The 23,058-nt window shown below is 62.9% G+C and carries 20 protein-coding genes and 1 pseudogene; 8 read left to right on the top strand and 13 right to left on the bottom strand.

Translation table 11 applies throughout. The annotated features are described in order from the left end of the window. Position 1 precedes the first annotated feature (1 nt). The 3 genes from VI340_RS10910 to VI340_RS10900 all read left to right on the top strand — a co-directional run bounded on the left by VI340_RS10910 (position 2) and on the right by VI340_RS10900 (position 2,992). A complete protein-coding gene (locus VI340_RS10910) occupies positions 2 to 787 on the top strand; it encodes an MBL fold metallo-hydrolase (RefSeq protein ID WP_336358338.1) in 786 nt (261 codons plus the stop codon). Positions 788 to 820: 33 nt separating this feature from the next. Next, positions 821 to 1,597, top strand: coding sequence for a YkgJ family cysteine cluster protein (locus VI340_RS10905; RefSeq protein ID WP_336358337.1), 777 nt, complete (start codon positions 821 to 823; stop codon positions 1,595 to 1,597). Positions 1,598 to 1,798: 201 nt separating this feature from the next. After that, a complete protein-coding gene (locus VI340_RS10900; protein WP_336358336.1) occupies positions 1,799 to 2,992 on the top strand; it encodes a hypothetical protein in 1,194 nt (397 codons plus the stop codon). Between the two features lie 318 nt (positions 2,993 to 3,310). Here VI340_RS10900 and VI340_RS10895 read toward each other — a convergent pair whose 3' ends face one another. Both VI340_RS10895 and VI340_RS10890 read right to left on the bottom strand, forming a co-directional pair. Further along, positions 3,311 to 4,249, bottom strand: a complete 939-nt coding sequence (locus tag VI340_RS10895; protein ID WP_336358335.1) for a tyrosine-type recombinase/integrase — start codon at positions 4,247 to 4,249, stop codon at positions 3,311 to 3,313. Positions 4,250 to 4,252: 3 nt separating this feature from the next. Then, positions 4,253 to 4,813, bottom strand: a complete 561-nt coding sequence (locus VI340_RS10890) for a hypothetical protein (protein ID WP_336358334.1) — start codon at positions 4,811 to 4,813, stop codon at positions 4,253 to 4,255. Between the two features lie 66 nt (positions 4,814 to 4,879). On the opposite strand from VI340_RS10890, the pseudogene VI340_RS10885 reads away from it, so the two are divergent. After that, positions 4,880 to 5,161: pseudogene (locus VI340_RS10885) on the top strand (YkgJ family cysteine cluster protein); the annotation flags it as partial. Between the two features lie 2 nt (positions 5,162 to 5,163). Here VI340_RS10885 and VI340_RS10880 read toward each other — a convergent pair. Then, positions 5,164 to 5,562 (bottom strand): TRAM domain-containing protein, encoded by a 399-nt coding sequence (locus tag VI340_RS10880; protein ID WP_008312481.1) that lies wholly within the window; start codon positions 5,560 to 5,562, stop codon positions 5,164 to 5,166. A 253-nt stretch (positions 5,563 to 5,815) separates the two neighbouring features. Between VI340_RS10880 and VI340_RS10875 the strand changes: the two genes are divergently transcribed. After that, positions 5,816 to 6,058: a DUF7123 family protein gene (locus VI340_RS10875; protein ID WP_008312482.1), complete on the top strand. Its 243-nt coding sequence runs from the start codon at positions 5,816 to 5,818 to the stop codon at positions 6,056 to 6,058. A gap of 200 nt (positions 6,059 to 6,258) precedes the next feature. After that, positions 6,259 to 8,139, top strand: a complete 1,881-nt coding sequence (locus VI340_RS10870) for a PAS domain S-box protein (protein WP_336358333.1) — start codon at positions 6,259 to 6,261, stop codon at positions 8,137 to 8,139. 19 nt (positions 8,140 to 8,158) lie between these two features. Here VI340_RS10870 and VI340_RS10865 read toward each other — a convergent pair whose 3' ends face one another. From VI340_RS10865 to VI340_RS10820, 10 genes are all read right to left on the bottom strand, one after another. Further along, positions 8,159 to 8,764 (bottom strand): winged helix-turn-helix transcriptional regulator, encoded by a 606-nt coding sequence (locus tag VI340_RS10865; RefSeq protein WP_008312484.1) that lies wholly within the window; start codon positions 8,762 to 8,764, stop codon positions 8,159 to 8,161. A gap of 52 nt (positions 8,765 to 8,816) precedes the next feature. Then, a complete protein-coding gene (locus VI340_RS10860; protein ID WP_008312485.1) occupies positions 8,817 to 10,004 on the bottom strand; it encodes an SPFH domain-containing protein in 1,188 nt (395 codons plus the stop codon). Between the two features lie 71 nt (positions 10,005 to 10,075). Continuing rightward, positions 10,076 to 10,678, bottom strand: a complete 603-nt coding sequence (locus VI340_RS10855; protein WP_008312487.1) for an NfeD family protein — start codon at positions 10,676 to 10,678, stop codon at positions 10,076 to 10,078. 72 nt (positions 10,679 to 10,750) lie between these two features. Then, complete coding sequence (locus tag VI340_RS10850) at positions 10,751 to 11,122, bottom strand: DUF7312 domain-containing protein (RefSeq protein WP_008312488.1); 372 nt, start codon at positions 11,120 to 11,122, stop codon at positions 10,751 to 10,753. A 45-nt stretch (positions 11,123 to 11,167) separates the two neighbouring features. Then, positions 11,168 to 13,318 carry a methionine--tRNA ligase gene (metG, locus tag VI340_RS10845; RefSeq protein ID WP_336358332.1) on the bottom strand — a complete coding sequence of 717 codons (2,151 nt, stop codon included), beginning with the start codon at positions 13,316 to 13,318 and terminating at the stop codon, positions 11,168 to 11,170. Between the two features lie 74 nt (positions 13,319 to 13,392). Next, a complete protein-coding gene (locus VI340_RS10840; protein WP_008312493.1) occupies positions 13,393 to 13,977 on the bottom strand; it encodes a YqaA family protein in 585 nt (194 codons plus the stop codon). A gap of 114 nt (positions 13,978 to 14,091) precedes the next feature. Continuing rightward, a complete protein-coding gene (gene mfnA / locus VI340_RS10835; RefSeq protein WP_336358331.1) occupies positions 14,092 to 15,144 on the bottom strand; it encodes a tyrosine decarboxylase MfnA in 1,053 nt (350 codons plus the stop codon). Between the two features lie 144 nt (positions 15,145 to 15,288). After that, on the bottom strand, positions 15,289 to 16,191 hold the full coding sequence (locus VI340_RS10830; protein ID WP_008312496.1) for an RAD55 family ATPase: 903 nt from the start codon (positions 16,189 to 16,191) through the stop codon (positions 15,289 to 15,291). Between the two features lie 58 nt (positions 16,192 to 16,249). After that, on the bottom strand, positions 16,250 to 18,559 hold the full coding sequence (ppsA, locus tag VI340_RS10825) for a phosphoenolpyruvate synthase (protein WP_008312498.1): 2,310 nt from the start codon (positions 18,557 to 18,559) through the stop codon (positions 16,250 to 16,252). Positions 18,560 to 18,680: 121 nt separating this feature from the next. After that, positions 18,681 to 19,592, bottom strand: coding sequence for a PhzF family phenazine biosynthesis protein (locus VI340_RS10820; RefSeq protein WP_336358330.1), 912 nt, complete (start codon positions 19,590 to 19,592; stop codon positions 18,681 to 18,683). 142 nt (positions 19,593 to 19,734) lie between these two features. Here VI340_RS10820 and VI340_RS10815 point away from each other — a divergent pair, with 142 nt between their 5' ends. Both VI340_RS10815 and VI340_RS10810 read left to right on the top strand, forming a co-directional pair. After that, on the top strand, positions 19,735 to 20,484 hold the full coding sequence (locus VI340_RS10815; RefSeq protein WP_336329067.1) for a 4-phosphopantoate--beta-alanine ligase: 750 nt from the start codon (positions 19,735 to 19,737) through the stop codon (positions 20,482 to 20,484). After that, on the top strand, positions 20,481 to 23,051 hold the full coding sequence (locus VI340_RS10810) for an ATP-binding protein (RefSeq protein ID WP_336358329.1): 2,571 nt from the start codon (positions 20,481 to 20,483) through the stop codon (positions 23,049 to 23,051). The genes VI340_RS10815 and VI340_RS10810 overlap by 4 nt, the downstream gene beginning before the upstream one ends. Positions 23,052 to 23,058: the final 7 nt, after the last annotated feature.

Below are 23,058 nucleotides of genomic sequence, written 5' to 3'. Positions count from 1 at the left end.
TATGGACTGGCAGCGGGCCGACGTGCCCGTCCCGACGCGGGCACCGACCGGCAGCACGGCGGCATACGTTTGCGGCGACGAGGCGGCTCTTCTTGTGGACCCCGCGGATACGGATGATGCGCTCGATTCGCTTCTCAGTGACCGCACCCTTGCTCACATTGCGCTCACACACTACCACCCCGACCACGCCGGTGCCGTCGCACACTATGCCAGAGAGACGAACGCGACGGTCTGGGCGCGGCGTGGCCGGGCGGCCGCATTCGAGGCTGCGACCGGCGTTACCCCTGACAAACTGTTCAGCGACGGGACGACGATTCCGACCGACGCCGGCCCGGTGACCATCCTCGACACGCCGGGCCACGCGCCGGAGCACGTCGCCTTCGAAACTGACGGGACCGTCGTCTCCGGCGACCTCGCTGTCGCCGAGGGTAGCGTTGTCGTCGGCGCACCAGAGGGCGACGTTCGGGCCTACCTCTCGTCGCTCCGTCGTCTCCACGCCAGAAACCCCGACGCGCTGTTGCCCAGCCACGGGCCGCGTATCGAGAGCCCACGGGAGACCTGTGCGCGCCTCATCAGCCACCGGCTGGAACGCGAGCGACGTGTTCGGGCAGCTGTCAACGACGGGGCCGACACCCTCGATGAAGTCCTCGACGCCGCCTACGAGAAGGACCTCACCGGCGTGCGCGACCTTGCCCGTGCGACGGTGCTGGCCCATCTGGAAAAGCTCGCCGCCGAGGACACTGTTTCGTGGGACGGAGAGCGGGCCGCACTGCATCCAGCGGAGTGACGCCTTTTTGCCTGTCGGCCCGCTACCACGGCTGTGGACTCCCTCGAAACCGAACTCCAACGGGCCCGTGCGCTCGACGAGTCGGAACTGGCCGACGCTATCGAGGCTATCGGGTTCGAATGCACCCGCTGTGGGGCCTGCTGTAAGGCCGAGTCAGCGTGTGGCGAGGGCGGAGCGAGCGACGACGAGAATGGCGGAACCGTCGTCTCCGACGGGAACGCTGAGTCCGCCGAAACCGACGCCGAACCCCACACAGCGACGGTGTTTCCCGACGAGATACGGCGGCTACAGGCGGCCGGGGAGTACGACTTCCGCGACGTGGCCCGACCGATGCCGTACGGGCTTGCGGATGGCCCGGACGGCCCCGAGGGCGAGACGTTCGAGTGGGCGCTCCAGACCGACGACTGCGGCGACTGCACCTTCTACGCCGAAGACGACGAGGGAACGGGTGCCTGTACGGTCCACGGCGACCGCCCGCTCATCTGCCGGACCTACCCGTTCAGCATTAGAGATGTAGACGAACATCAACACAGTGAGGGTGGTGGCCTTGGTACGACCGAACCAATGGGTGGCGTTGTCGAGCAGGAGGGGATGGTTCGAGCGCACGAATGTGAGGGGTTGGGGCGTGACATCTCACGGGAGGACGCGGAGGACCTGGCGGCCGCCCTCAAAGAACGAGCCGTTCGAGAACTTGAGGAAGCCATCGGAGTCCGCGATAACTACGAACCCACGGACGTTGACGGCGTTGTAGTCCACGATTCTGAAGGGCAGAAGCGCCCTGACGGAACCATACTCGAAAGTCGAGAATAGCTGCCCCATGCCTCTGCCCCATCAAGATTAGCTTTGGAGAGATCACATAGTTAAGAGAGAGAGAGAGGGTGGATTTCAACGCGAAAATCGTCAGGGAAATGTCGAACAAAAACATCAGACTGGATGGAAAGGCTACTCATATTATCACAATAGATCCTGTTTCTGAATAAGAATTATTTTCCTCCGTTCTAATATCAGACCATGCTCTGTCCCGATTGTGGATCAGAATTAAATATAGAGGGTGATGCATTAGATGGAAGATCGATATATGAATGCAAATCCTGTGGTGATACATATATACAGACTGTGGAACGTATGTCAAGCGGCAGTGAAGGGGATAGAGTGGGCCGCAATCAAACAGAATCTACTGAAGATATCTTCGGCAATCCAGATAAGTCTGAACAGGAGGGTTATGAAGAGTATCCGTTTGTGATCGATCAAGTTCGTGAAGGTGTTATAGAGGAATTGGTAGTCCATCTTCTGAGTGGAGATCTGGATTACAAGCTAAGAAAGATATCTGACATGGATGTCCTTATTTGCCCGTACTGCAATATGCCACATGCAATTGAACTAATTGACACAAATTCAAAAACGACTTACTGTCGTACCTGTGGAGAAAATCGGAAGTTAGCAGAATGGAGACGGTTTACTTCACTTAGTTATATATTTTCACGTTTTGCAATCCAATATAGGGATGTGTATGAATTAGAGTATAGACAAGACCGCGAAGTTCGTTATAGCCTTCCAGCAATTCCTCCAGAAGCAGTTTGGACAGCAGGTGTTGTGGCATCAGGAATACTGGGTAATGCGGCTTGGGAAGCGACGAAAGAAGGAATAAATCGGCTGCAAAAAAGGGTGAAATCACAAACTCATGATACTGGATTAAATTTTGATGACGACACAAGGGATGCAACAGATCCAGATTTGTCCCAGATATACAAGATATGGGATTTGGTTGGAATGATCAAATCTCATGAATTCATGACCGCGCTACTCTTTTTAAGCACTCACCGAATTGGGATAGCTTATACTGCGGCCGAGGATGGTCTTGAAATATCTGACTTTGAAGAAGAACTTTTCAACCAAGTTCAAGAATCAGAGGTGAATGAAGATGGATATGTTGGTATTGATCCTGATGATGTGTTTCCGTCTCCAGATGAAGAAATCATCGAGGGAATCTTAGACGAGTCTGGATTGGGTGGTGAAGAGCCATCAGATTTGGAACTAGATTGGATTATAGAACAGTGTTCAATGGATGACGAACACGCTGATTTACTTAGATCTGATTTTGAGGGCCTAACCAGGGAAGAGATAATAAAATGCGTTCTAAGAGAATTCCCAAAAGCAGTATCTGAAGCGGTTGACCTATTCGAAACAAGCCAAGATTGGGACTAAATATATAATAGATGACATTTTCATACGGCCATGCCTCGCGCGTACGCACGTCAAGGGACGGTACTATACGTACATGGTATAGCTCCACGGCCATGGTGCCGGAACGCGCGTGTGCGGGTGAGCCCAGGCGCGTTGGTCGGACCGAAGGCCGTGGACAAATTGAGGAGTATTCAAATAGACTCAAATTGGCCCACAGTCGTTTCCTCACGCGAGATAATGGTTAACCCTCGACTGAGATCTAAATCGATTTGAGTCCTTCTCACGCGCCTTAGAATGCAATTCGGTAATAGTGTTGCTCGGAAAGATGTCTGATAGTAATTAGAGTTCGAGGCTCGGCCCCCTGTCTTTCAGCATTTCCACAGCGTCGTCTTGAGCAATTTCGAGGTAGATTTGCGTCACGTCAATTTTGGTGTGTCCAAGCGTCTGCTTCAGATGAGGGGCTGGTATGCCGTTTTCAGCCGCGTGGACTGCGTGAGTATGTCGAAGGACGTGGGGAGTGATGAGCGCCCTTTCCCGCCCCTTAGCGTCCTCACCGTAGGAATCCTGAATACCCGCATTCTCCGCGGCAGTCTTGACGACCTTTCTTATTGTCTCACCACTGATGTGTTCGCTCTGGCGAGTCGGAAGGAGGTATGGACTTTCACCCGCACCATGGACTTGGGGACGCTTCACGTCCAACCAGACTGACAAGGGAGTATCGAGAGATGGTTGGTAAGCTACCACACGGGGTTCGTCGTCTTTCTCGTCCCACACGGTGATGGTCCGCCCTTCACGGTCCACGTCCTCCACGCGGATTGTCGCCAGTTCCGACCGTCTGCACCCTGTCTGATACAGGAGTTTGACCACGATTTCGTTCCGTGTGGTGGGTTCAGGGACGTTCTCGATGAGATCAGCCACTTGTTCACGGGTGAGGTAGTATCGCTTCTCGCGGGTGGCCTTTTCTTTGTCCGATTTGGTGGTCCACGACTCAACTATTCCGTCCACGGGGTTGTCCCCATCTACGTCCATCACCTGCCAGTATTGGGAAATAGCAGACCGTGAACCCTTGAGTGAGTCCTCTGCGTACCCTTCCGAGTGAAGCCAATCAAGGTGGTCCCGAACGTCCTCGGTGGTTGCTTCCTCAATCTCTTTCCCACGGTCCTCCTTGAGCCAATCACGGAACAGATTGAGTCGTCGGGCGTAAGTCTGTGCCGTGCTGTCGCTTCGGTCCCGACGGCGTGAGTAGCGTTGCTGAAAACGGTCGATGGCGCTACTCATTGGTTACCCCTCCCTGTACCAATGACGAGCGTAGGACTTCCCAACGTCGTCAGGGTAACCCCCACCCTCCTCGGCGGGAACAACCATCTTCACCTCGCCCATATTGCGCTTGAGGTTTTCCAAGGCAAACCGAACCTCCGCGGCACTAAACTGGCCCGCGGCTTTCTCGTATAGCTCCTGCGTCGTCATCATGCTCTCACTGCCTTCAGGAAGAAGCTCGAATACTTCGGGGGCCACATCAGGGTCTACCCCCTCTTGTGCGTGAACCGCGTCCACGGCCCTGTCCACACCGTCGGATAGGTCCTCAACGTCGGTTCGAATGGTACGGACCGCTTCGAGGAGTTCGTCCATCCGCCCATCCGTCGGCCCCACATCGGGAATGTCGAATCCCGACCCTTCGGCTGTGTCCGTGCCTTCACCCTGGTCCCGCTCTATCTGTCGTTCGACCGCATGGCGGATTAGGGCACTTAGATTGCCGTACTTCTCGGGATGTTCGTCTTCCGCGTGTTCACGCCAGTCGTCCCGTCGCCCCTCTTGGACGCGAATGTGGACTTGTTCGCTCATCCGTACTTCCACCTACATATCCCTGCCACTTTGTGTTTACGATTATTTACACGGTACTGGCTAAACTACCCGTTCAGCGTCGCGCTCGGCGGGACGAGCCAGCCGATGGGCGAAGCCGTCGACGAGGAGGGCATGGTCCGCGCCCACGAGTGTGAGGGACTCGGCCGGGATATCTCCAGAGCCGACGCCGAGGAGTTGGCGGCGGCGCTCAAGGAACGTGCCGTTCGGGAACTCGAAGAGGCCATCGGCGTCCGCGACAACTACCGGCCCGTCGACCCGTCAGCCGGACAGGTCGTCGTCCACGACTCCGAAGGGGCAAAGCGCCCCGACGGCAGTGCCTACGAGTAGCCTCAGACGTCGTCGATGATTTCGCCGACCGCGAAGTTCGACTTGACCTCGGTGATCTCGATCTTGACTCGTTCGTCGATTTCGGCCCCCGGAACGATGATAACGTAGCCGCGCTCGACGCGGGCGATGCCGTCGCCCTGCTTCCCGATGTCTTCGATCTCGACGTAGCGCGTCTCACCCGGTTCGACCGGCGGCTGTGGCTGGTCCGGTGGCGTGTCCGACACCGTCTCCTCCTCCGTCTCTGTCCCCTCGTCTGTGGAGATGAGCGCAACACGATAGGTACTGCCCGAGTCGACTGCGCCCGTCTCGATCTCTCGACGCGGGACCTCCACGACGTACCGGTCCCCCTCGTCGCGGATATCGGCACTGAACAGACACAGCAGTTGATCCGAGATTTCCAATGTGATAGACCTCCGTTCGGCCACAAAACGGGCCATTACTAAAGAACTGCCGGAGCGAACGACTGTGACCGTCCCAACTGCGGAGCGACGACGAGCGCTCACGGTGTTTCCCGCCTGTACCAACTACCTGTCGCGTGGCCCAACTCGCGGCAGTATCCCCGGTTCGAGCGAGGGAAAACCGCAAGACTGCAAGCCGTTAACCGTCTGTACCAAATCCCATAAGGGTGTCTCGATACTGTTAGTAACTGTACTAATGAGCGCCACCGCACAAACCCCCGACAGTCCGCTCTCGGACAAGCAGCGACGTATTCTGGAGTATCTCCGTTCCAATGCTGACGAACAGACGTATTTCAAATCGCGGCTCATCGGTGATGAACTCGGTCTCTCAGCCAAAGAGGTCGGGACGAACATGACAGCTATCGCCGACGGCGACCACGATCTGGCTGTGGAAAAGTGGGGGTACTCCTCCTCGACGACGTGGATGGTCGAGACCTGAACCGGTGCCGGCTCGACCGCGGATACGTCGGCACTCCCACTCGGCCGTCCAAGCGAGTGAAAACTGTATCCTCACGTAGAGAAAATCCGGTGCCGTCGCTCATTCATCGTTTCAGACGATTTATCCCTGATATATCCGGACACATTGTAAGTGGTGAATGTCTATATTGATAACCATTGAGGCCATAGTTACACACATCAATGGGCGAGGCTGGCTCCGCCATCCGGGTGCTTCACGTCGACGACGACCGGCAGTACGCAGAGACGACAGCGGCATTCCTCAAGCGAGAACGGACTGCGTTCGACATCGAGACCGCGACGAGTGCAGCAGCGGGCCTGCGTCTGCTCGAAACAGAGTCGGTCGACTGTATCGTTTCCGACTACGAAATGCCCGGCGAGAACGGCATCGACTTCCTCGAATCTGTCCGCGAGGACTACCCTGATCTCCCGTTTATCCTGTACACGGGCCGTGGTAGCGAAGAGATCGCCGGTGACGCTATCTCCGCGGGCGTCACAGACTATCTACAGAAGACGTCAGACACCAGCCACTACGCCCTTCTCGCGAACCGCATCGTCAACGCCGTCGAACAGTACCGGTCACAGCGCGCCCTCGAAGCGAGTAAAGACAGGCTCTCGCTGTTTATCGACCAGTCGCCGCTCGGGTTCGTCGAGTATAACCAGGACTTCGAAATCGTCCGCGTCAACGACACTCTCACAGAGATATTCGGCTACACCGAGGAGGAACTGGTCGGCGAGACGTGGGAGGTGTTCGTCAGCGAGGAAAGCTACGACCACGTCGACGCGGTCACGTCCGCACTTAGCGAGGCCAGCGGTGGCTACCACAGCGTCAACGAGAACGTCCGGAAGGGCGGGGAGCGTATCATGGTCGAGTGGCACAATCGCCTCGTCACTGACGACTCGGGTGGTGTTGTCACTATCTTCTCACACTGTCAGGATGTCACGGAGCGCATCGAGCACGAACAGAACCTCGCCCAGTTACGGGACTTCTTCGCCGAGGCGGAGGAACTCGGCGACCTCGGTGCCTGGGAGTTCGACGAAACCGGGACGTTGACCTGGACAGCGGGCACTCGCCGTATCCACGAGGTCGACGACGACTTCGATCCGACAATCGAAGAGGGACTGTCCTTCTATCATCCCGAAGACAGGGAGATGGTTTCGGACGCCGTCGATGCGGCCCTCGAAGACGGGGAACCGTACGATATCGAGACCAGGCTCATCACCGCGACAGGCGACCGTCGGTGGGTCCGGACCCACGGCAAACGCGTCGAAGGCGCGGAGAAGCGGACAGTTCGGGGGTTCATCCAGGATATCACCGAACAGAAGGAGCGCGAACGCAGGCTTCGCGTTCAGAACGAGCGACTGGAGTCCTTCGCCAGTGTCGTCAGCCACGACCTTCAGGGACCACTGACAGTCGCACAGGGCCACTTGGAGTTGGCCCAACAGGCAGTGACCAACGACCACCTCGACAGTATCGACAGCGCCCACGAGCGGATGCAGACGCTCATTGACGATATCCTGACGCTGGCACGGGACGGACGCGAGGCGACGACCACCGAGCCCGTCAGTTTACAGACCGCCGCAAGCGCGTGCTGGGAGACTATCGGGACGGAGAACGGGTCTCTGGTGACCGATACGGACAGTGTCGTCGTTGCTGACCCCCGCCGATTGCAGCGCCTGCTGGAGAACCTGTTCCGGAATTGCATGGCACACGGGTCGGAACCCTCGCTCTCGCAGATGCACGAAAACAGCATGGAGCAGGGCTCTGGGGGCAGTCTGAGACAGTCTGACGAGACCGTCGAAAGCGATACCGGAGTGACGGTTACCGTCGGTGACATCGACGACGCCAGCGGTTTCTACGTCGCTGACGACGGTCCGGGGGTTCCCGAAGACGAGCGAGACACGGTGTTCGAAGCGGGCTACTCGACTGCGCCCGAAGGCACCGGCTTCGGCCTCGCAATCGTGGCCGATATCGCCGCCGTCCACGGCTGGGATGTCAGTGTGACCGACAGCGAGTCGGGCGGAGCCAGGTTCGAAATTACCGGTGTTGACCGGGAGACGTAACTCGGCGGAAAGAATCAGCTCAGGGATCGTACCGCAGCAGCGAGTCGGCCTCGCCCGCTAGCTCGGCAACATCGTCATCGAACGAATCGGCGTACCGGATAAGCAGTGTCAACACTGTCTCTGGCTCGGTCACCGCGTACCCGTCTTCTCGGGACAGCAGTCCGGCGGACTCCAGGTCGCCGGCGTAGTTGCTCACTGTCGGTCGCGACACGTCGAGTTCGCTGGCCAGTTCAGAGGCCGTCACGTCCGGACGGCGAAGGAGCGTGACGAGCATCCCGCGGGCTGTCGAGCGTCGCAGGTAGCCAAGCGCTACCTGTTCGAACTCGGAGAACTGGCCGGCCGGGAAGTACCGCCGGTAGTCGCCGTCCTTCTGTGAGGCGACGACGTCCTCGTTTTCCAGCCGGTGGAGGTGGTGCTGGGCCTCGCCGGTCCCGAGTTTGAGGTCGTCGCGAAGCTTCGAGAAGTGTGTCCCGGGATGTGCCGAGACGTACCCGGCGATGGCGTCGGGGGCGTCGCTTTCGCTCCCGCTATCGCCGAAGCGGGCAAACGGGCTCGCTGCACCGAGGGCGGCAAAGCGACGGAGCGTCGCCCGCTTGTCCTCGTCCACGTCGCCCTCACGCGTCATTGCTACCGAAAAGGTGGGTCGGTAATAAAACGTCTTCGCCTGGTTATCAGGACTAGTCGTCCTTATCCACTTCTGACGTTCGCGTCGTGTCGTCGGGGCCGCCGGCCACGTCAGTCGTGCTCGGGTCGTCGTCGATTTCGGCGTCCATCTCCTCGATGACGTCGTCGGCGCTGTCGACGCCGGAGTCCTCGCCGTGTTTGATCTTCTGGGCTTCCTCTTCCATGGCTTCGACGTCGACCTGCGCTTCCTCGTCGATCTGGCCGAGGATTTCCTCGATATCGTCGAGGCCGAGCATCTCGCGGGTCTCGTCGTCGAAGTCAAGGGCTTCCAGCGCGTGCCCGTTCTCTTTCACGTCGGAGCCCTGGAGGTGCTTGCCGTAGCGGCCCACCAGCGAGGTGAGTTCCTGCGGGAGGATGAACTTCGTCGACTCGCCCTGGCCGATCTCGGCCAGCGTCTCCATCCCCTTGTCGATAACAGCACGCTCGCCCATCGATTCGGCGGATTTCGCACGCAGCACGGTCGAGATTGCGTCACCCTGGGCTTCCAGGATCTGGCTCTGTTTCTCACCCTGGGCGCGGATGATGTTCGACTGCTTGTCACCTTCCGCCGTCTCGATGGCGGAGCGCCGTTCACCCTGGGCTTCCAGAATCATAGCACGGCGTTTCCGCTCGGCGGAGGTCTGTTGCTCCATGGCCTGCTGGACGTCCTTGGACGGGTTGACCTCGCGGACCTCCACGCTCTCGACGCGAACCCCCCACTCGTCGGTGGGTTCGTCGAGTTCCTTCCGGATGCGGGCGTTGATTTCGCCCCGCTTGTTCAGCGTGTCGTCCAGTTCCATGTCACCCAGCACGGCACGGAGGGTCGTCTGGGCGAGGTTGGAGACGGCGCGCTCGTAGTTATCGACTTCGAGGAAGGCCTTCTTCGGGTCCATCACCTTGATGTAGACGACGGCGTCGGCGGTCACCGGCGAGTTGTCGCGGGTGATTGCCTCCTGCCGTGGCACGTCGAGCGTCTGGGTACGCATGTCGAACCGCGTCACGTCTGAGACGAAGGGATAGATGAAGTGAATCCCCTGGTCGAGGACGCCGCGATAGGTGCCGAGGACCGTGTAGGCACCTTTCTGGTACGGGCGGATGATCACGACGCTGGAGTACACCAGCGCGATGGCGATCAGGAGGAAGATTACGGTAACGAAACCGATGAGTCCTCCGGGTTGTAGCGGTGCTGTCGCGGGGAACATGACAGTCAGACCTCCGGAGCGCTCAAGGAAAAGGCTTCGGTGTCCCTGTCACAAACTACCGAATTACACACCTACGCCCGCTCGGATTCCCGCTCCGGTTCGGCGTCGTCGTTCTCGCTGCCCCGGTTTCGATCACGTTCGAGTGCGCGGTCGATTTCGTCGCTCGCCGACTCTACCGGCTCGACATCCAGCACGTTCCCGCCGCCGGGGTCGATGACGATGACCTCCGTTCCCTCCTCTATCGGGTCGCCGGAACTGCGGGCCTGATAGTACGGATTGAAGCCGCCGTCTTCCAGTTTGACCTCGCCGTCACTTCGGGTCACGCGCTCGGTCACAGTCCCGAACTGGCCAGTAAGCGAGTCGGAACTGAGCGTTTGGCCGCGGCCCGGCGCGGCGAAATCGAGCTTTCGATACCCCCAGAGCGTGACCGCCGTGGTCGCCAGGACGATGACTGTGAGGATGAGCGGCGCGAAGATGCCCAGGCTCGCTGGGATGAACAGCCCGACCAGCCCCGCTGTCAGCAGGGCCACGCCGAGGACGAAGAAGTGAGTCCCGGGGGCGAGTGCTTCGCCCACGATGAGGCCCGCGCCGGCCAGAAACAGCAGGATGGAGAGCGACATACCTAACAGTGGTTCGGTCTGCAGTGTGGCAACTGCCGCCAGCGGGTTCACCATGCCCCGACTTAGTGTCGGAGCAGGATTAAGTGTCGGGGTAGAGAGCGCGACTCTGAAGGTGCCGATGTAGCCTCACGCATCGCTCGTCCGGACAAAGAACCCGTACAGTACAGCGGTTCCGAGCGCGACAGACAGGACCACGCCGCCGAGTATGGACGGCGCGTACATCTCCGCCCCGAGGAACATCCGTCCGAGGGCGAGAATCGCGATGCAGACCCCCAGCGCGACGAAGACAACGTTCTCAGGCTTCGGCGCATCGGGAGTCACTTCCAGGTCCGGGGCGAACGAGCCCGCGACCGCGCCCTCCTCCTCGTCGGCCGCGTCCGTATCGGCCGCGTCACCGTCGACCTGAATCACGTCGGCTTCCGTCGCCAGTTCGTACTCCTCGGTGAACGTGTCACCCGTAGCGGCCGCATCGTCTCGTGCGGCCCCGTCGTCATCCATGGTCTGTGATACGTGCCGTGACTACAAAAGCGCTGGCGACTGGGCTTACTTGATGCGGGTCCCCAGCGGCGCGTCCTCGTGGGTGGTCAGCAGGTCCGCCTCGTCACCGGCGGCCAGCACCATCCCGTTGGATTCGATGCCGAACAGCTCGGCCTTCTCCATGTTCGCGAGGAGGATAACGCGCGTCCCGGGGAGGGCCTCGGCGTCGTGGAGCTGTCGCAGGCCGGCGACGACCTGTCGGACCTCGTGGCCGATATCGACTTCCAGGCGCAGGAGTTTGTCCGCGCCCTCGACCGGCTCGGCGCTGCGGATCTCGCCGACGCGCATGTCGACGCCCTCGAAGTCCTCGAAGCTGATGCGGTCCTCGACGAGGGGCTGGAGGTCGGCGGTCTCCGCGTCGTCGTCCCCGTCATCTCCGGCGGCTTCGCCGCCGTCGTTCGAGGCTTCTGTCGAAGGCTCGCTGGCCTCCTCGACCCGCTCCTGCAGTTCCTCGTTCAGGGCTTCGATGTGGTCGTCCTCGACCTGCTCGAACAGCTCCGCGGGCTCGCCGAACTCGGCCGGCGGCGCTTCGAGCGCGCTGTCGAGGGTCACGTCAGCGACGGAGCCCTGTTCGCCGAGCTGGCCCCAGAGGCGCTCGGCCTTGCCCGGCAGGACGGGCTGCATGAGCACCGCGACAGCCTTGGTCAACTGCACACAGTCGCGGATGACCTGTTCGGCGCGGTCAGGGTCGTCGTCGACGAGGTTCCACGGCTCGTTGCGCTGGATGTACTCGTTGCCGTAGTTCGAGAGTTCGATGGCGATTTCGGCCAGTTCACGCACGTCGTACTCTCGGACGGCGGTCTCGAAGTCCTCGATTGCCGACTCGATTCGGTCGCGAACGTCGTCGCTGACGGCGGCATCGGGCGTCCCGTCGTAGTTGCGCTCGGCGAACAGCAGCGAGCGGTAGATGAAGTTGCCGACGTTGCCGACGAGTTCGCCGTTGACCCGCTCCTGGAAGCGGTCCCAGGAGAAGTCCACATCGGTGTCGATCTGTGCGCCAGTGGCGATGTAGTACCGGAACAGGTCGGGGTGGAAGCCGGCATCGAGGTACTCGTCGGCCCAGACGGCGCGGTTGCGCGAGGTCGAGAGCGCCTTGCCGTCGATGCCGACGAACCCGGTCGCCAGAATCGACCGGGGCTCGTTGTAGCCCGCGCCGCGCAACATTACGGGCCAGAACACCGCGTGGTGCTGAATGATGTCTCGGCCGATAACGTGGATAATCTCGCCGTTGTCGTCGGTCCAATCGTCGTCCCACTCGGTGCCGTGGTGTTCTTCGCCGTCGACTTTCCAGACCTGCTCCCAGTCGTACTCGTCGTCGCCGACGCGCTCGGAGTACTGCTTCGTCGAGGCAACGTACTCGATAGGCGCGTCGACCCAGACGTACAGCACGAGGTCCTCGCCGCCATCAACGTCTTCGGGATAGTCCACACCCCAGTCCATGTCCCGCGTGATACAGAGGTCCTGCAGTTCGCCCTCGATCCACTCGCGGGGCTGGTTCTGGGCGTTGTCGGTGCCTTCCAGACGGTCGAGGAAGCCCTGGAGGTACTCCTGGAAGTCTGCAAGCCGAAGGAACTTGTGCTCGCGAGTGCGGTACTCGGCGGGGTTGCCGGTCAGCGTCGAGACGGGGTCCTCGATCTCGCCGGGTTCGAGGTGGCGCTGACACCCCTCGTCGCACTCGTCACCGCGGGCCTGCTCGCCGCAGTAGGGACAGGTCCCCTCGACGTAACGGTCGGGGAGGGGCTGGTCCTCCTCGGTGTCCCAGGCGACCTCGATCTCTTTTTCGTGGACGTGGTCGTTTTCGACCCACGAGCGGACGAACTCCTGAGTCAGCTCGACGTTGGTCTCGTCGTCAGTGTGCCCGTAGTTGTCGAACTCGATGTTGAACTGCGGGAACGTCTCGGCGTAGGTCTCGTGGAAGTCAAGCGCGAACTCCCGCGGCTCGACACCCTCTTCGGCGGCGTTGACCGCCACCGGTGTGCCGTGCATGTCCGACCCCGAAACGAACGCCGTCTGCTGGCCGATTCGCCGGAGGGAGCGCGACAGTGCGTCCCCGTCGACGTACGTCCGGAGGTGGCCGACGTGCAAGTCACCGTTCGCGTAGGGCAACCCACAGGTCACGACCGCCGGCTGGTCCGTCGGAAACTCGTCGTTGCTCATACCTGTTCGTGTGCCACCGACGGGTCAAAAGGGGGTTGGTTTCGGCGTGACTGCCGCGCTCTGAGTCTGCCCAGTCACAACAGCGCGAGCGTGCCGCCGGCAAGCCCGAGTGTCACGACAAGCCGCCCGGCACTGCCGAAGAACGTCGCCACACCGAACCGATAGTAGTCGCGTTCGAGGACGGTGAACGCGTAGATAGAGATCGTATCGGGGAAGAAGGGAACACAGAGCGCGAGCGCCAGGCCGACGTAGCCGTACTTCTGTGCGAGCTGTACCGTCTTCTTCTCCGACCATTCGATGATATTGAACCGTGAGCGCTTGATCCAGCGCACGAGTGGGCCGTACTCCTTTGCCTCCTGACCGATGTGGAAGGCGACGAGACTGCCGAAAGCCTTCCCGAGACCACTGACGAGGATAATCGCCACCAGATTCCCGTTCGTAGAGAGTCCAAGCCGAAGCGTTTCGGCCGGAACCAGCACGACCTCGCTCGGGAGCGGGAGAATGAACGCGATCAGAAACGAGTACACCGCGATGATACCCAGTCCGGTTGGACCGGTGGCCGTACAGACGGCCTCTTCCAGCGGCGACAGTGGGGTGCCGGCGGTCGTACAGTCACCGATGAAGGCAATGAACGCTGTGGTCGGTACTACCAGGTCCACGACCCTCTGTAGCAAACAGGCACTTCTAAACCTTCGTATGTCTTCTCGGGAGTAGTCAATACCAGTATGTTCGGGACCGAGGGCGGCGACGCAGTACCAGTCGAAGTCCGAGACTCAGTACCAGTCGAGGTCCGCCACGAACGACCGCAGCATCGACCGCGTAACGTGGGGCATACACACGACGCGCATCTCACCGGCCCCGGTCTTCGAGACCCGCCAGCCGCGGTCCCGGAGTTCGTCGGTCATCGGCATCGAGAGGTCGGCCGCGACGAGCGGGAGTTCGGGACCGACCACGTCGTGGCCCCGCGCCGTCAGCTGGTCGGCCAGCCAGTCGGCGTTGGCCATCGACGTTTCGTACTGCTGCTCGTAGCCCGCCGGCCACAGCGCCTCCATCGCCGCGACGGCGGAGGCCACGCCAGCACCCGAGCGCGTGCCGGTCAGCGTGAGCTGGTCCGTCGACTCAAGATACGGCGTTTCGACGGCGAGTTCGTCGAGCAACGAGCGGTCACGCGCGAGCAGTCCGCCGGCGGGGACCGCCGCCTGCCCGACCTTGTGCGGGTCAATCGTCATCGTGTCCACGTCCGCGTGGCCGAAGTGCCAGTCGTGGTCGGTAAACGGGAGGTAGAAACCGCCCCACGCCGCGTCGACGTGACAGAGTGCGTCGACCGTCTCGGCGAGGTCGGCGATAGCCGGGATCGGGTCGACGTAGCCGTACTCGGTCGAGCCGGCGACGCCGACGACACACACCGTGTCTTCGTCGACGAGTTCGGCCATCGCTTCCATGTTGGCGTGGTAGTCCGTCGCTGGCGCGGTTCGCAGCTCCACGCCCAGCACGTCAGCTGCCTTGGTAAAGGAGAAGTGCGCGTGGACGGGCGCGACCACGTTCGGGTCGTCCGTGTCGCTGCGGTTACGGGCGATGCGTATCGCCTGGAGGTTGGCCTCCGTCCCGCCCGAGGCGACGTAGCCCGCGGGGTCCGAGAGCCCGGTGATGTCGCCGAGATAGTCGACGGCCTCGCGTTCCAGGTCGGCGACGGTCTCGTACGTACCGGGGTCCCCGGGGTTCGTCGCGAGGAAGCGTTCCGCCGCTTCGCGTGCCGACGGATGTGGTACGGTACACATCGACGAGAGGACGCGCTCGAAGTCCTGTGGCTCTGCCCGCTGGAGCATCTATCGCGAGTATAGAGGGGGAGCGGTTTAGCCGTTGTGCTCGGGGATGTCCGTTGTCTGCTGTTTATTCGTCCTGACGGCGAAACGGTGGCCAGAACGGGGCAGCCGTCCGTAGTTGGTCCTGTAGCGCTCGTACCAACCGAATTACCAGTTCGACGGCCCGATCTTCTTCGTCGCTTTCGCGCGAAAGCCCGTGGGCCCGATCAGCGACTCGAAGACGGTCTGGCGCTCGGTGTCGAGCGCGCCGCCGAAGGAGCCGACTCGCATCGTCCGATACGTCTCGAACCCCTTGTCGTTGGAGTAGAAGTAGACGCTGCCGTGCAGCAGGCCGTGGATGAGTTCGTCCGACCGCACGTCGCCCGCGGGCCGGTCGAGTTTGACGAAGGCCACGGTCCCCCAGTTGACGACCGCCTCCCGGAGCCCCATGAGGAACGCGATTTCGTGGTTCTGGGGTAGACCGAACTCCGTCGCCCGTTCGAGGTCGGTCAGCGAGTCGATGACGATGAGCGTCTCCGCGGCGTCGCTCACCCGGTCGCTGATGTCGGCAAGCAGTTTCTCGAAGGTCCCCTCGTCGGGCTCCGACTCGGGTGGCTCCGCGTCGGGCTGTTCGATTTCGGCGTCGCTCCGTCGCGCATCGAACAGCGGCTCCGGAACCGGCAACAGCTCCATGAAGCGCTGGGAGAAATCGGCGACAGTCATGTTGTCTGTGAGCGTATCGAACTGGTAGCCGTCGAGCACGGCGTCGAGTTCGCTGTAAACGTGTTCGCGGTCGTGCGAGAGCGTGATGTAGGTCACCGAATCGGGAATTGCCTCGCTCCGCCGGGCGATGCCGTTCGGGACCATCTCGGGCCGGTGTTTCGCGAGCATCAGCGTCGCGAGACTCGTGTAGGTGAACGCGTCGCCGCCCGCGTCCGACGCCCCGGCCAGTAGGACCGTGCTCCCGGTCGGAATCCCGCGGACCTGTCCGTCCAGTCCGGGGATGCCGAAAGGGATGTAGGACACACCGGAACTGATACTCTTGGCTTCCGGTGTCGATTCGGGTGCCATACCGCAACGAAGCGAACGGTGCAAAAAAATCTGCTGGCTACGTCAGGCGGTTGCGGCCTCAGCGGACCGATTCCAGCAGCAGGCGCTGTTCGACGCGCTTGACCTCGTGCTGGACGTCACGCACGGCGTCGATGTTCGGCGAGATGGACGTGACCCCCTCGTCGACGAGGAAGTCGACCATCCGCGGCTTCGAGGCGGCCTGTCCGCAGATGCTCGTGGCGACGTCGTACTCGCGGCAGGTCCCGATGACCTGGCGCATGAGTTCCAGGACGGCCGGGTGGAGTTCGTCGAAGCGGCTGGCGACGTTGCCGTTGTTGCGGTCGAGGGCGAGCGTGTACTGGGTGAGGTCGTTCGTCCCGAAGGAGACGAAGTCGATGCCCGTCTCGCAGATGTCCTCGATGGAGAGCGCGCTCGCCGGCGTCTCGATCATGACGCCCCAGTCGCGCTTCTCGGGGTCGATGCCGACCTCCTGCATCAGCGCCTTCGCCCGCAGGATGTCCTCGGCGTCGGTGACAAGCGGGAGCATCAGTTCGACGTTGTCGTAGCCCAGGTCGTACAGGCGCTCGAACGCACGGAGTTCGAGCTTGAACTCGCCGGGTCGGTCGAGCGAGCGCCGGATACCCCGATAGCCGAGCATCGGGTTGTGCTCGCTCGGCTCGTCCTCGCCGCCCTGGAGCTGTCGGAACTCGTCGGAGGGGGCATCGAGGGTCCGGACCCGGACCGGCCGCGGGTAGAACGCCTCGGCCACTGAGCGGACACCCTCGACGATTTCGTCGACGTAGGCGCGCTCGCCGTGGTCCTCGACGTAGCGCGAGGGCGTCTTGTCCGTCGAGAGGATCATGTGCTCGATGCGCAGCAGGCCGACGCCGTCGGCCCCCGTCGCGGCGGCCCGTTCGGCGGCCTCCGGAATGGAGACGTTGACCTTGACCTCCGTTCCGGTCATCGGTTTGACGGGCGAGTGTGCCTCGACCGGCCCGGCGTCCTCTTCCTCGCCGGTCGTCTCGGGAACCTTGGCCCCTTTCTCGACTGTGCCCTTGTCGCCGTCGAGCGTGACCGTCTCGCCGTCCCGGAGCTTCTGTGTCGCGTCCTCGGCACCGACGACGGCCGGAACGCCGAGTTCGCGGGAGACGATGGCGGCGTGGCTGGTCATCCCGCCCTCGTCGGTGATGATGCCGTTGGCGCGTTTCATCGCCGGGACCATGTCCGGCGTGGTCATTTCGGCGACGATGATGTCGCCGTCCTCGACCTTGTCGAGGTTGTCGAGCTTGTCGACGATGCGGACGACGCCGGTGACCCGGCCCGGCGCGGAGCCGATGCCGGAGAGCCGGACCGATTCCGACTGGCTCTCCATCGCCCCGCCGTCGGCGACGCCCGACTGGGCTCCCGGCGGCTGACTCTCGGCTTCATTGGCCGAGCCGGCGCTTTCTTCGGGGTCGTCGATGGTGGTAATCGGGCGGGACTGGAGCAGATACACCTCGCCCTCGTAGACTGCCCACTCCACGTCCTGTGGAGTGTCGTAGTGGTCTTCGACGCGCTCGCCGATTTCGATGAGCCGGTGGATCTCATCTTCGGAGAGGACGCGCTCGTTGCGCTTCTCCTCGGGGACGGAGCGCTCGATTGTCTCGCCGTCTTCACCCCGAACACACATCACCTTCTTGTCGGCGACGGTCACCTCGTCGATGGTGCCCGTCTCGCGGTCGACGATGTAGTTGTCGGGCGAAACCGCACCGGAGACGACCGCTTCGCCCAGCCCCCACGCGGCCTCGATGATGGCCGTCGGGCCGCCGGTCGAGGGGTGGCTGGTGAACATGACGCCGGACTTCTCCGCGTCGACCATCTGCTGGACGACGACGGCGATGTCCACGGCGTCGTGCGCGAAGTCGTTCTCGTTGCGGTAGTAGATAGCCCGCTGTGTGAACAGCGAGGCCCAGCACTCCTTGACTCGTTGCAGGAGATCCGCACGCGAGACGTTCAGGTACGTGTCCTGCTGGCCGGCGAAGGAGGCGTCCGGGAGGTCCTCGGCGGTCGCTGAGGACCGCACCGCAACGTCCTCGTCGCCCATCTCGTCGTAGGCGGCCAGCAGGTCCTCGCGGACCGACGGTGGGGTGTCGGTTTCCAGGATCAGCTCCTGGGCGCGTTCGGCCGCCTCGGCCAGCGCCTGCGAGTCGTCGCTGTCGACATCGACGGCCTCGAACAGCGGCTCGTCGATTCCAGTTGCTTCGATGAACGACCGATACGTGTCGGCGGTAACGACGAACGCCGACGGAACGGGGAGGCCCGCTCCGGTCAGTTCTCCGAGAGACGCCGCCTTGCCGCCGACCCGCGCCAGGTCGTCGGCACCGATTTCGTCGAGCCACAGTGTTGGCATGGACTCATTCGTACCATCTTCAACGACAATTAAGGATGTTCCGGTTGCAACCAGTGAGAGATCGCTCTTCACTCGATTTCGAGTGAATTAGGCGGTCAGGCTGCCGGTGCGGTGTGGACAGTCACGCTTCGATAATATCGTCGTCGTCAACAGCAGGGACAGTGACCGTCCCGTCCAATGCGGTCACGCCCCGACCGCCGACCCACACCTCGGTCCCGTCGGTGTCGACCGACACCGTCCCGGGCCGGTCGCGGAAGTGCCCGCCCTCGGCGATGATCTGTTCGACGGTGTCATCGAGCGCCCCGTAGCGACGAACGAACGCCGCGCAGGCTCCCGACGCTGCCGCGCTTACCGGCTCTTCTATCCGGCCACCCGCTCGGAAGGCTCGGCCGTGGAACGTCGACCGGCGCGTTGCGTCGCCGCCAACGGTGTCGAAGGTGAACGGGTACACGCCGACTGCGTTCGCGCGGTCACAGAGCGAGGCGACGGCAGCCCCGTCCACGGCGAGGTTACTCAGATGCTCGAAGTAGTTGACCGGGACCATGAGCCACACCTCGCCCGCGTCGGCCGTCACGAGCGGGAGGTCCGCACCCACGTCCTTGAGCGTGGCCGCGTCGAGTCCGAGCGCGTCCGCGACATCGCTGTAGGGGATATCGACCTCGGTGATGTCGGTCCGGCCCTGCTCGACCCAGACCATCCCGTTCGGTTTGGTTTCGACGGCGATGTCGTCCCCGGCAGTGGCAACGGTCCATTCGGCGTCGTCAATCTCGCCGCGCTCGTAGAGCGCCGCGTGAGCCGCAATCGTCGCCGTCTCAGCCCGGTCCAGTTCCTCGGTCGGCGAGAAACAGCGAAGCCGGCGGTCGGCGTCCGCCGCCGGCAGGACGAACGCCGTCTCGGTGGCCCCCAGTTCGCTGGCGACGGCCTGCATCTGGTCGTCGGTCAGTCCGTCGGCCTCGGGGACGACGCCGGTCGGTGTGCCCGCCGTCGGCTCCGCGGCGAACGCGTCGACAAGCAACGCCTGTCGGGTATCCATGGCACGGAGTTGTGCTGACCCGCAGATAATCTTTTCCGGAGCTAGCCATCGTCGTCTGGTGATCGGTTCCGGTGAGACACGCAACAACGCCCGGGACGCGCCTGACGGACGACTTTAGTACAGGGAGGTATCACTGGAACGTATGAGCGAGGACGTCGACCTCCCTGAGAGCCACCCCCGCTACGAGTCGCTTTTGACCCGCCATCGGATCGAGGCGGGCGTCGACCGCGGTATCACCTCCCGCCAGGGCCTCATCGCCCAGGGCCGTGGCGAGGCCTTCGACTACCTGCTGGGCGAGCGCACCATCGACAGCGCCGACGACGCCGAGCGTGCCGCCGCGGCACACCTCCTGTCCGCCGAGCACGCCGTCGTCTCGGTCAACGGCAACGCCGCCGCCCTCGTGCCCGGCGAACTCGTCGAACTGGCCGAGGTGACCGGCGCAGACCTCGAAGTGAACCTGTTCAACCGGACCGAGGAGCGCATCGAGGCCATCGCCAAGTACCTCCGCGAGCACGGGGCAACGGACGTGAAGGGGCTCACCGCTGACGGGCGCATCCCCGGACTTGACCACGAGCGCGCGAAGGTCGACGCCGACGGCATCGGCGCGGCGGACGTGGTGCTCGTCCCGCTGGAGGACGGTGACCGCGCCGAGGCGCTGGGTGAGATGGGGAAGACGGAACTGGTCATCGACCTCAATCCCCAGAGCCGCTCGGCGGAGGTGGCGACGGTGCCCATCATCGACAACATCATCCGCGCGATACCGACCATCACCGAGCACGCTCGGGACCTCCGTGGTGACCCGGACGCCCAGCGGGACGCCATCGAGACCTTCGACGCCGACAGCGCCTTGACTGCCGCCGAGCGGACGATTCGGGAGGGCGACCTCGAATGAGCCTGCCGCCGTACATCTACGCCGACCGGCGGATACCCGACGAGGAAACCGTCAGGGAAACCCTCGACCAGCGGACAATGACCGCCTTCGGCGATACCGAGCAACTCGAACGGCTCCACCGGGTGTTCTATCCGGTGTTCAAAGTCGACTACGAGTACGAGACCGGCGAGGGGAAGCTGTTCGGCACGACGACGAAGTCCGAGACGGCGTTTCTCGACGGTCTCTGGGCGGACAACGACCGGGCCGTCTCGCAGTACGTCGACGACACCGACGCGGTGGTCCGCCGGCCGCCGGGCGATTACGACTTCGGCCGCAGCGACCCGGCGCTTGGCCGCTCTGTCTTGATGCAGTTCCAGGTCACCGACGACGACGCCCGGTCGCTGCTGCCCCAGCGCGTCGCGGAGTACCGCGAGCAACAACAGACCGCCGCGGCAGGAACGGCCAACGTGTTCCTCCGGAAACTGCGCGAGTCCTACGGGCTTCCCGGAGATTTCGACCCCGACGGGTTCGACGGCGTGACCGGCGTCGAACGCCTGTATCTCCCCTTCTGGCTCGCCGAGTACCACTCACCGGACAGCTCGGACGTCAAGCTCGTCACGTTCCGGGACCCGGACGCCCCGACCGAGGATCTGAAACGCCACGGCTGGCTCGCGGAGTTCCTCAGCGCCGAACCCCGCCGGCTGGCCGAGTACGGCTACGAGGTCAACCCCGACCGGCTCGAACGGAACATCCGAGAGCGGATCGACCAATCCGACGACTCCGGCTCGGCCGGGACGGACCGGGACTCTACTCCCAGTCGTGGCAGTTCCGACGACGACGATGACGGCGCGCCCTCGATAAACCGCGAACGACCCTCGGACGACGGCTCGGTTGTCCAGCCCGACGGCGTCGACATGCAGGCCGACGGGCTAGTCGACCCGAACCCGTCCCGGAGCTTCGCCGACGTGGGCGGGATGTCCGAGCTTCTGGAGACGCTCAACCACAAGGTCGTCAGGCCCTTGCAGGACCCGAGTGCCTTCGAGGAGTACGGCATCGGCGTCGTCAACGGCGTCCTGCTGCACGGGCCGCCCGGCTGTGGGAAGACACATGTCGCGGGTGCGCTCGCGGGCGAGGTCGACCACGCCTTCATCGAGGTCACGCCTGCCGACGTGACCAGCAAGTACATGGGCGAACCCGCACAGAAGGTCGAGGAGCTGTTCCAGATCGCCCGCGCGAACGCGCCCTGTATCCTCTTCATCGACGAAATCGACGGCATCGCTGGCGCGCGTGACGGCGATAGCAACATGAACAGCAGCGAGCAGCAGTTGGTCAATCAGCTGCTCACCGAACTCGAAGGGATCGCCGACGAGGACGTGGTCGTGCTGGGCGCGACGAATCTCGTCGAGGACGTGGACGACGCCATCCGCCGCTCGGGGCGGTTCGACGAGCGCGTGGAGGTCCCGCCGCCGGACCCCGCGGCGCGAACGCAGATCCTGGAAATTCACCTCGCCGGCCGGCCGACGGCGGCCGACATCGACCTCGACCCCGTGGTCGAGGAGACGGCCGGCTTCGCGGCCAGCGACATCGAACTCCTCGCCGAGGACGCAGCCCGCAAGGCGTTACGGGCGGACGACGCAATCGGGACGGACCATCTCATGCAGGCCGCCACTGAAACCGACACCAGCATCCCGGACTGGGTCGACCCCGAGATGGTCGCCGAGAACGGCGTCGTCCAGCCCGACGGCGTCGACCTGCAGGCCAGTTCGCTCGTCGAAACCGACCCGGGTCGCGACTTCAGCGGCGTGGGCGGGATGGGCGAACTGAAGGACCGCCTCGAAGACACGGTCATCGACCCGCTCGAGAACGCCGACGCCTACGCCGAGTACGGCATCGACGTGCTCTCCGGCCTGTTGCTGTACGGCCCGCCCGGCTGTGGGAAGACCCACCTCGCCGGCGCGCTCGCGGGCGAACTCGACCACAGCTTCGTCGAGATCAGCCCCGCGGACGTGACCAGCAAGTGGATGGGCGAGCCGGCCCGCAACGTCGCCGAGGTGTTCGAGGTGGCCCGCGCGAACGCCCCCTGCGTGCTGTTCATCGACGAAATCGACGGCATCGCGGGTTCGCGGCGCGGCTCGATGAACACGAGCGAGCAGCAGTTGGTCAATCAGTTGCTCACTGAACTCGAAGGCGCGGCGGCCGACGACATCGTCGTGGTCGCGGCGACGAACTTCGTCGAGGACATCGACGCGGCGCTGCGGCGCTCGGGCCGCTTCGACGAGCGCGTGGAGGTGCCACCGCCGGACGCCGAGGCCCGCAAGCAGATTCTGGAGATCCACCTGCAGGACCGGCCTGTCGCCGGTGATATCGACTGGGACGCCATCATTGAGCCGACGGCTGGCTACGCCGCCAGCGACCTCGAGCTCGTCGCCGAGGACGCGGCGCGGCACGCCTTGCGAGACGGCTCGGAGATAACACAGGCGCATCTCGAAACCGCCGTCTGGGAAACGCATTCGAGCATCGCCGACTGGGACGACCGGGAGCGTTATCAGGGGGCTGAAGGGACCGCGGACCTTGGGCTCGGGTCCTGAGGCCGGG

It is taken from the genome of Haloarcula sp. CGMCC 1.6347, assembly GCF_037078395.1.
GTDB lineage: Archaea > Halobacteriota > Halobacteria > Halobacteriales > Haloarculaceae > Haloarcula > Haloarcula amylolytica.
Note: the sequence above shows the minus strand (reverse complement) of the source record. Positions and strands in the feature narration are given on the sequence as shown.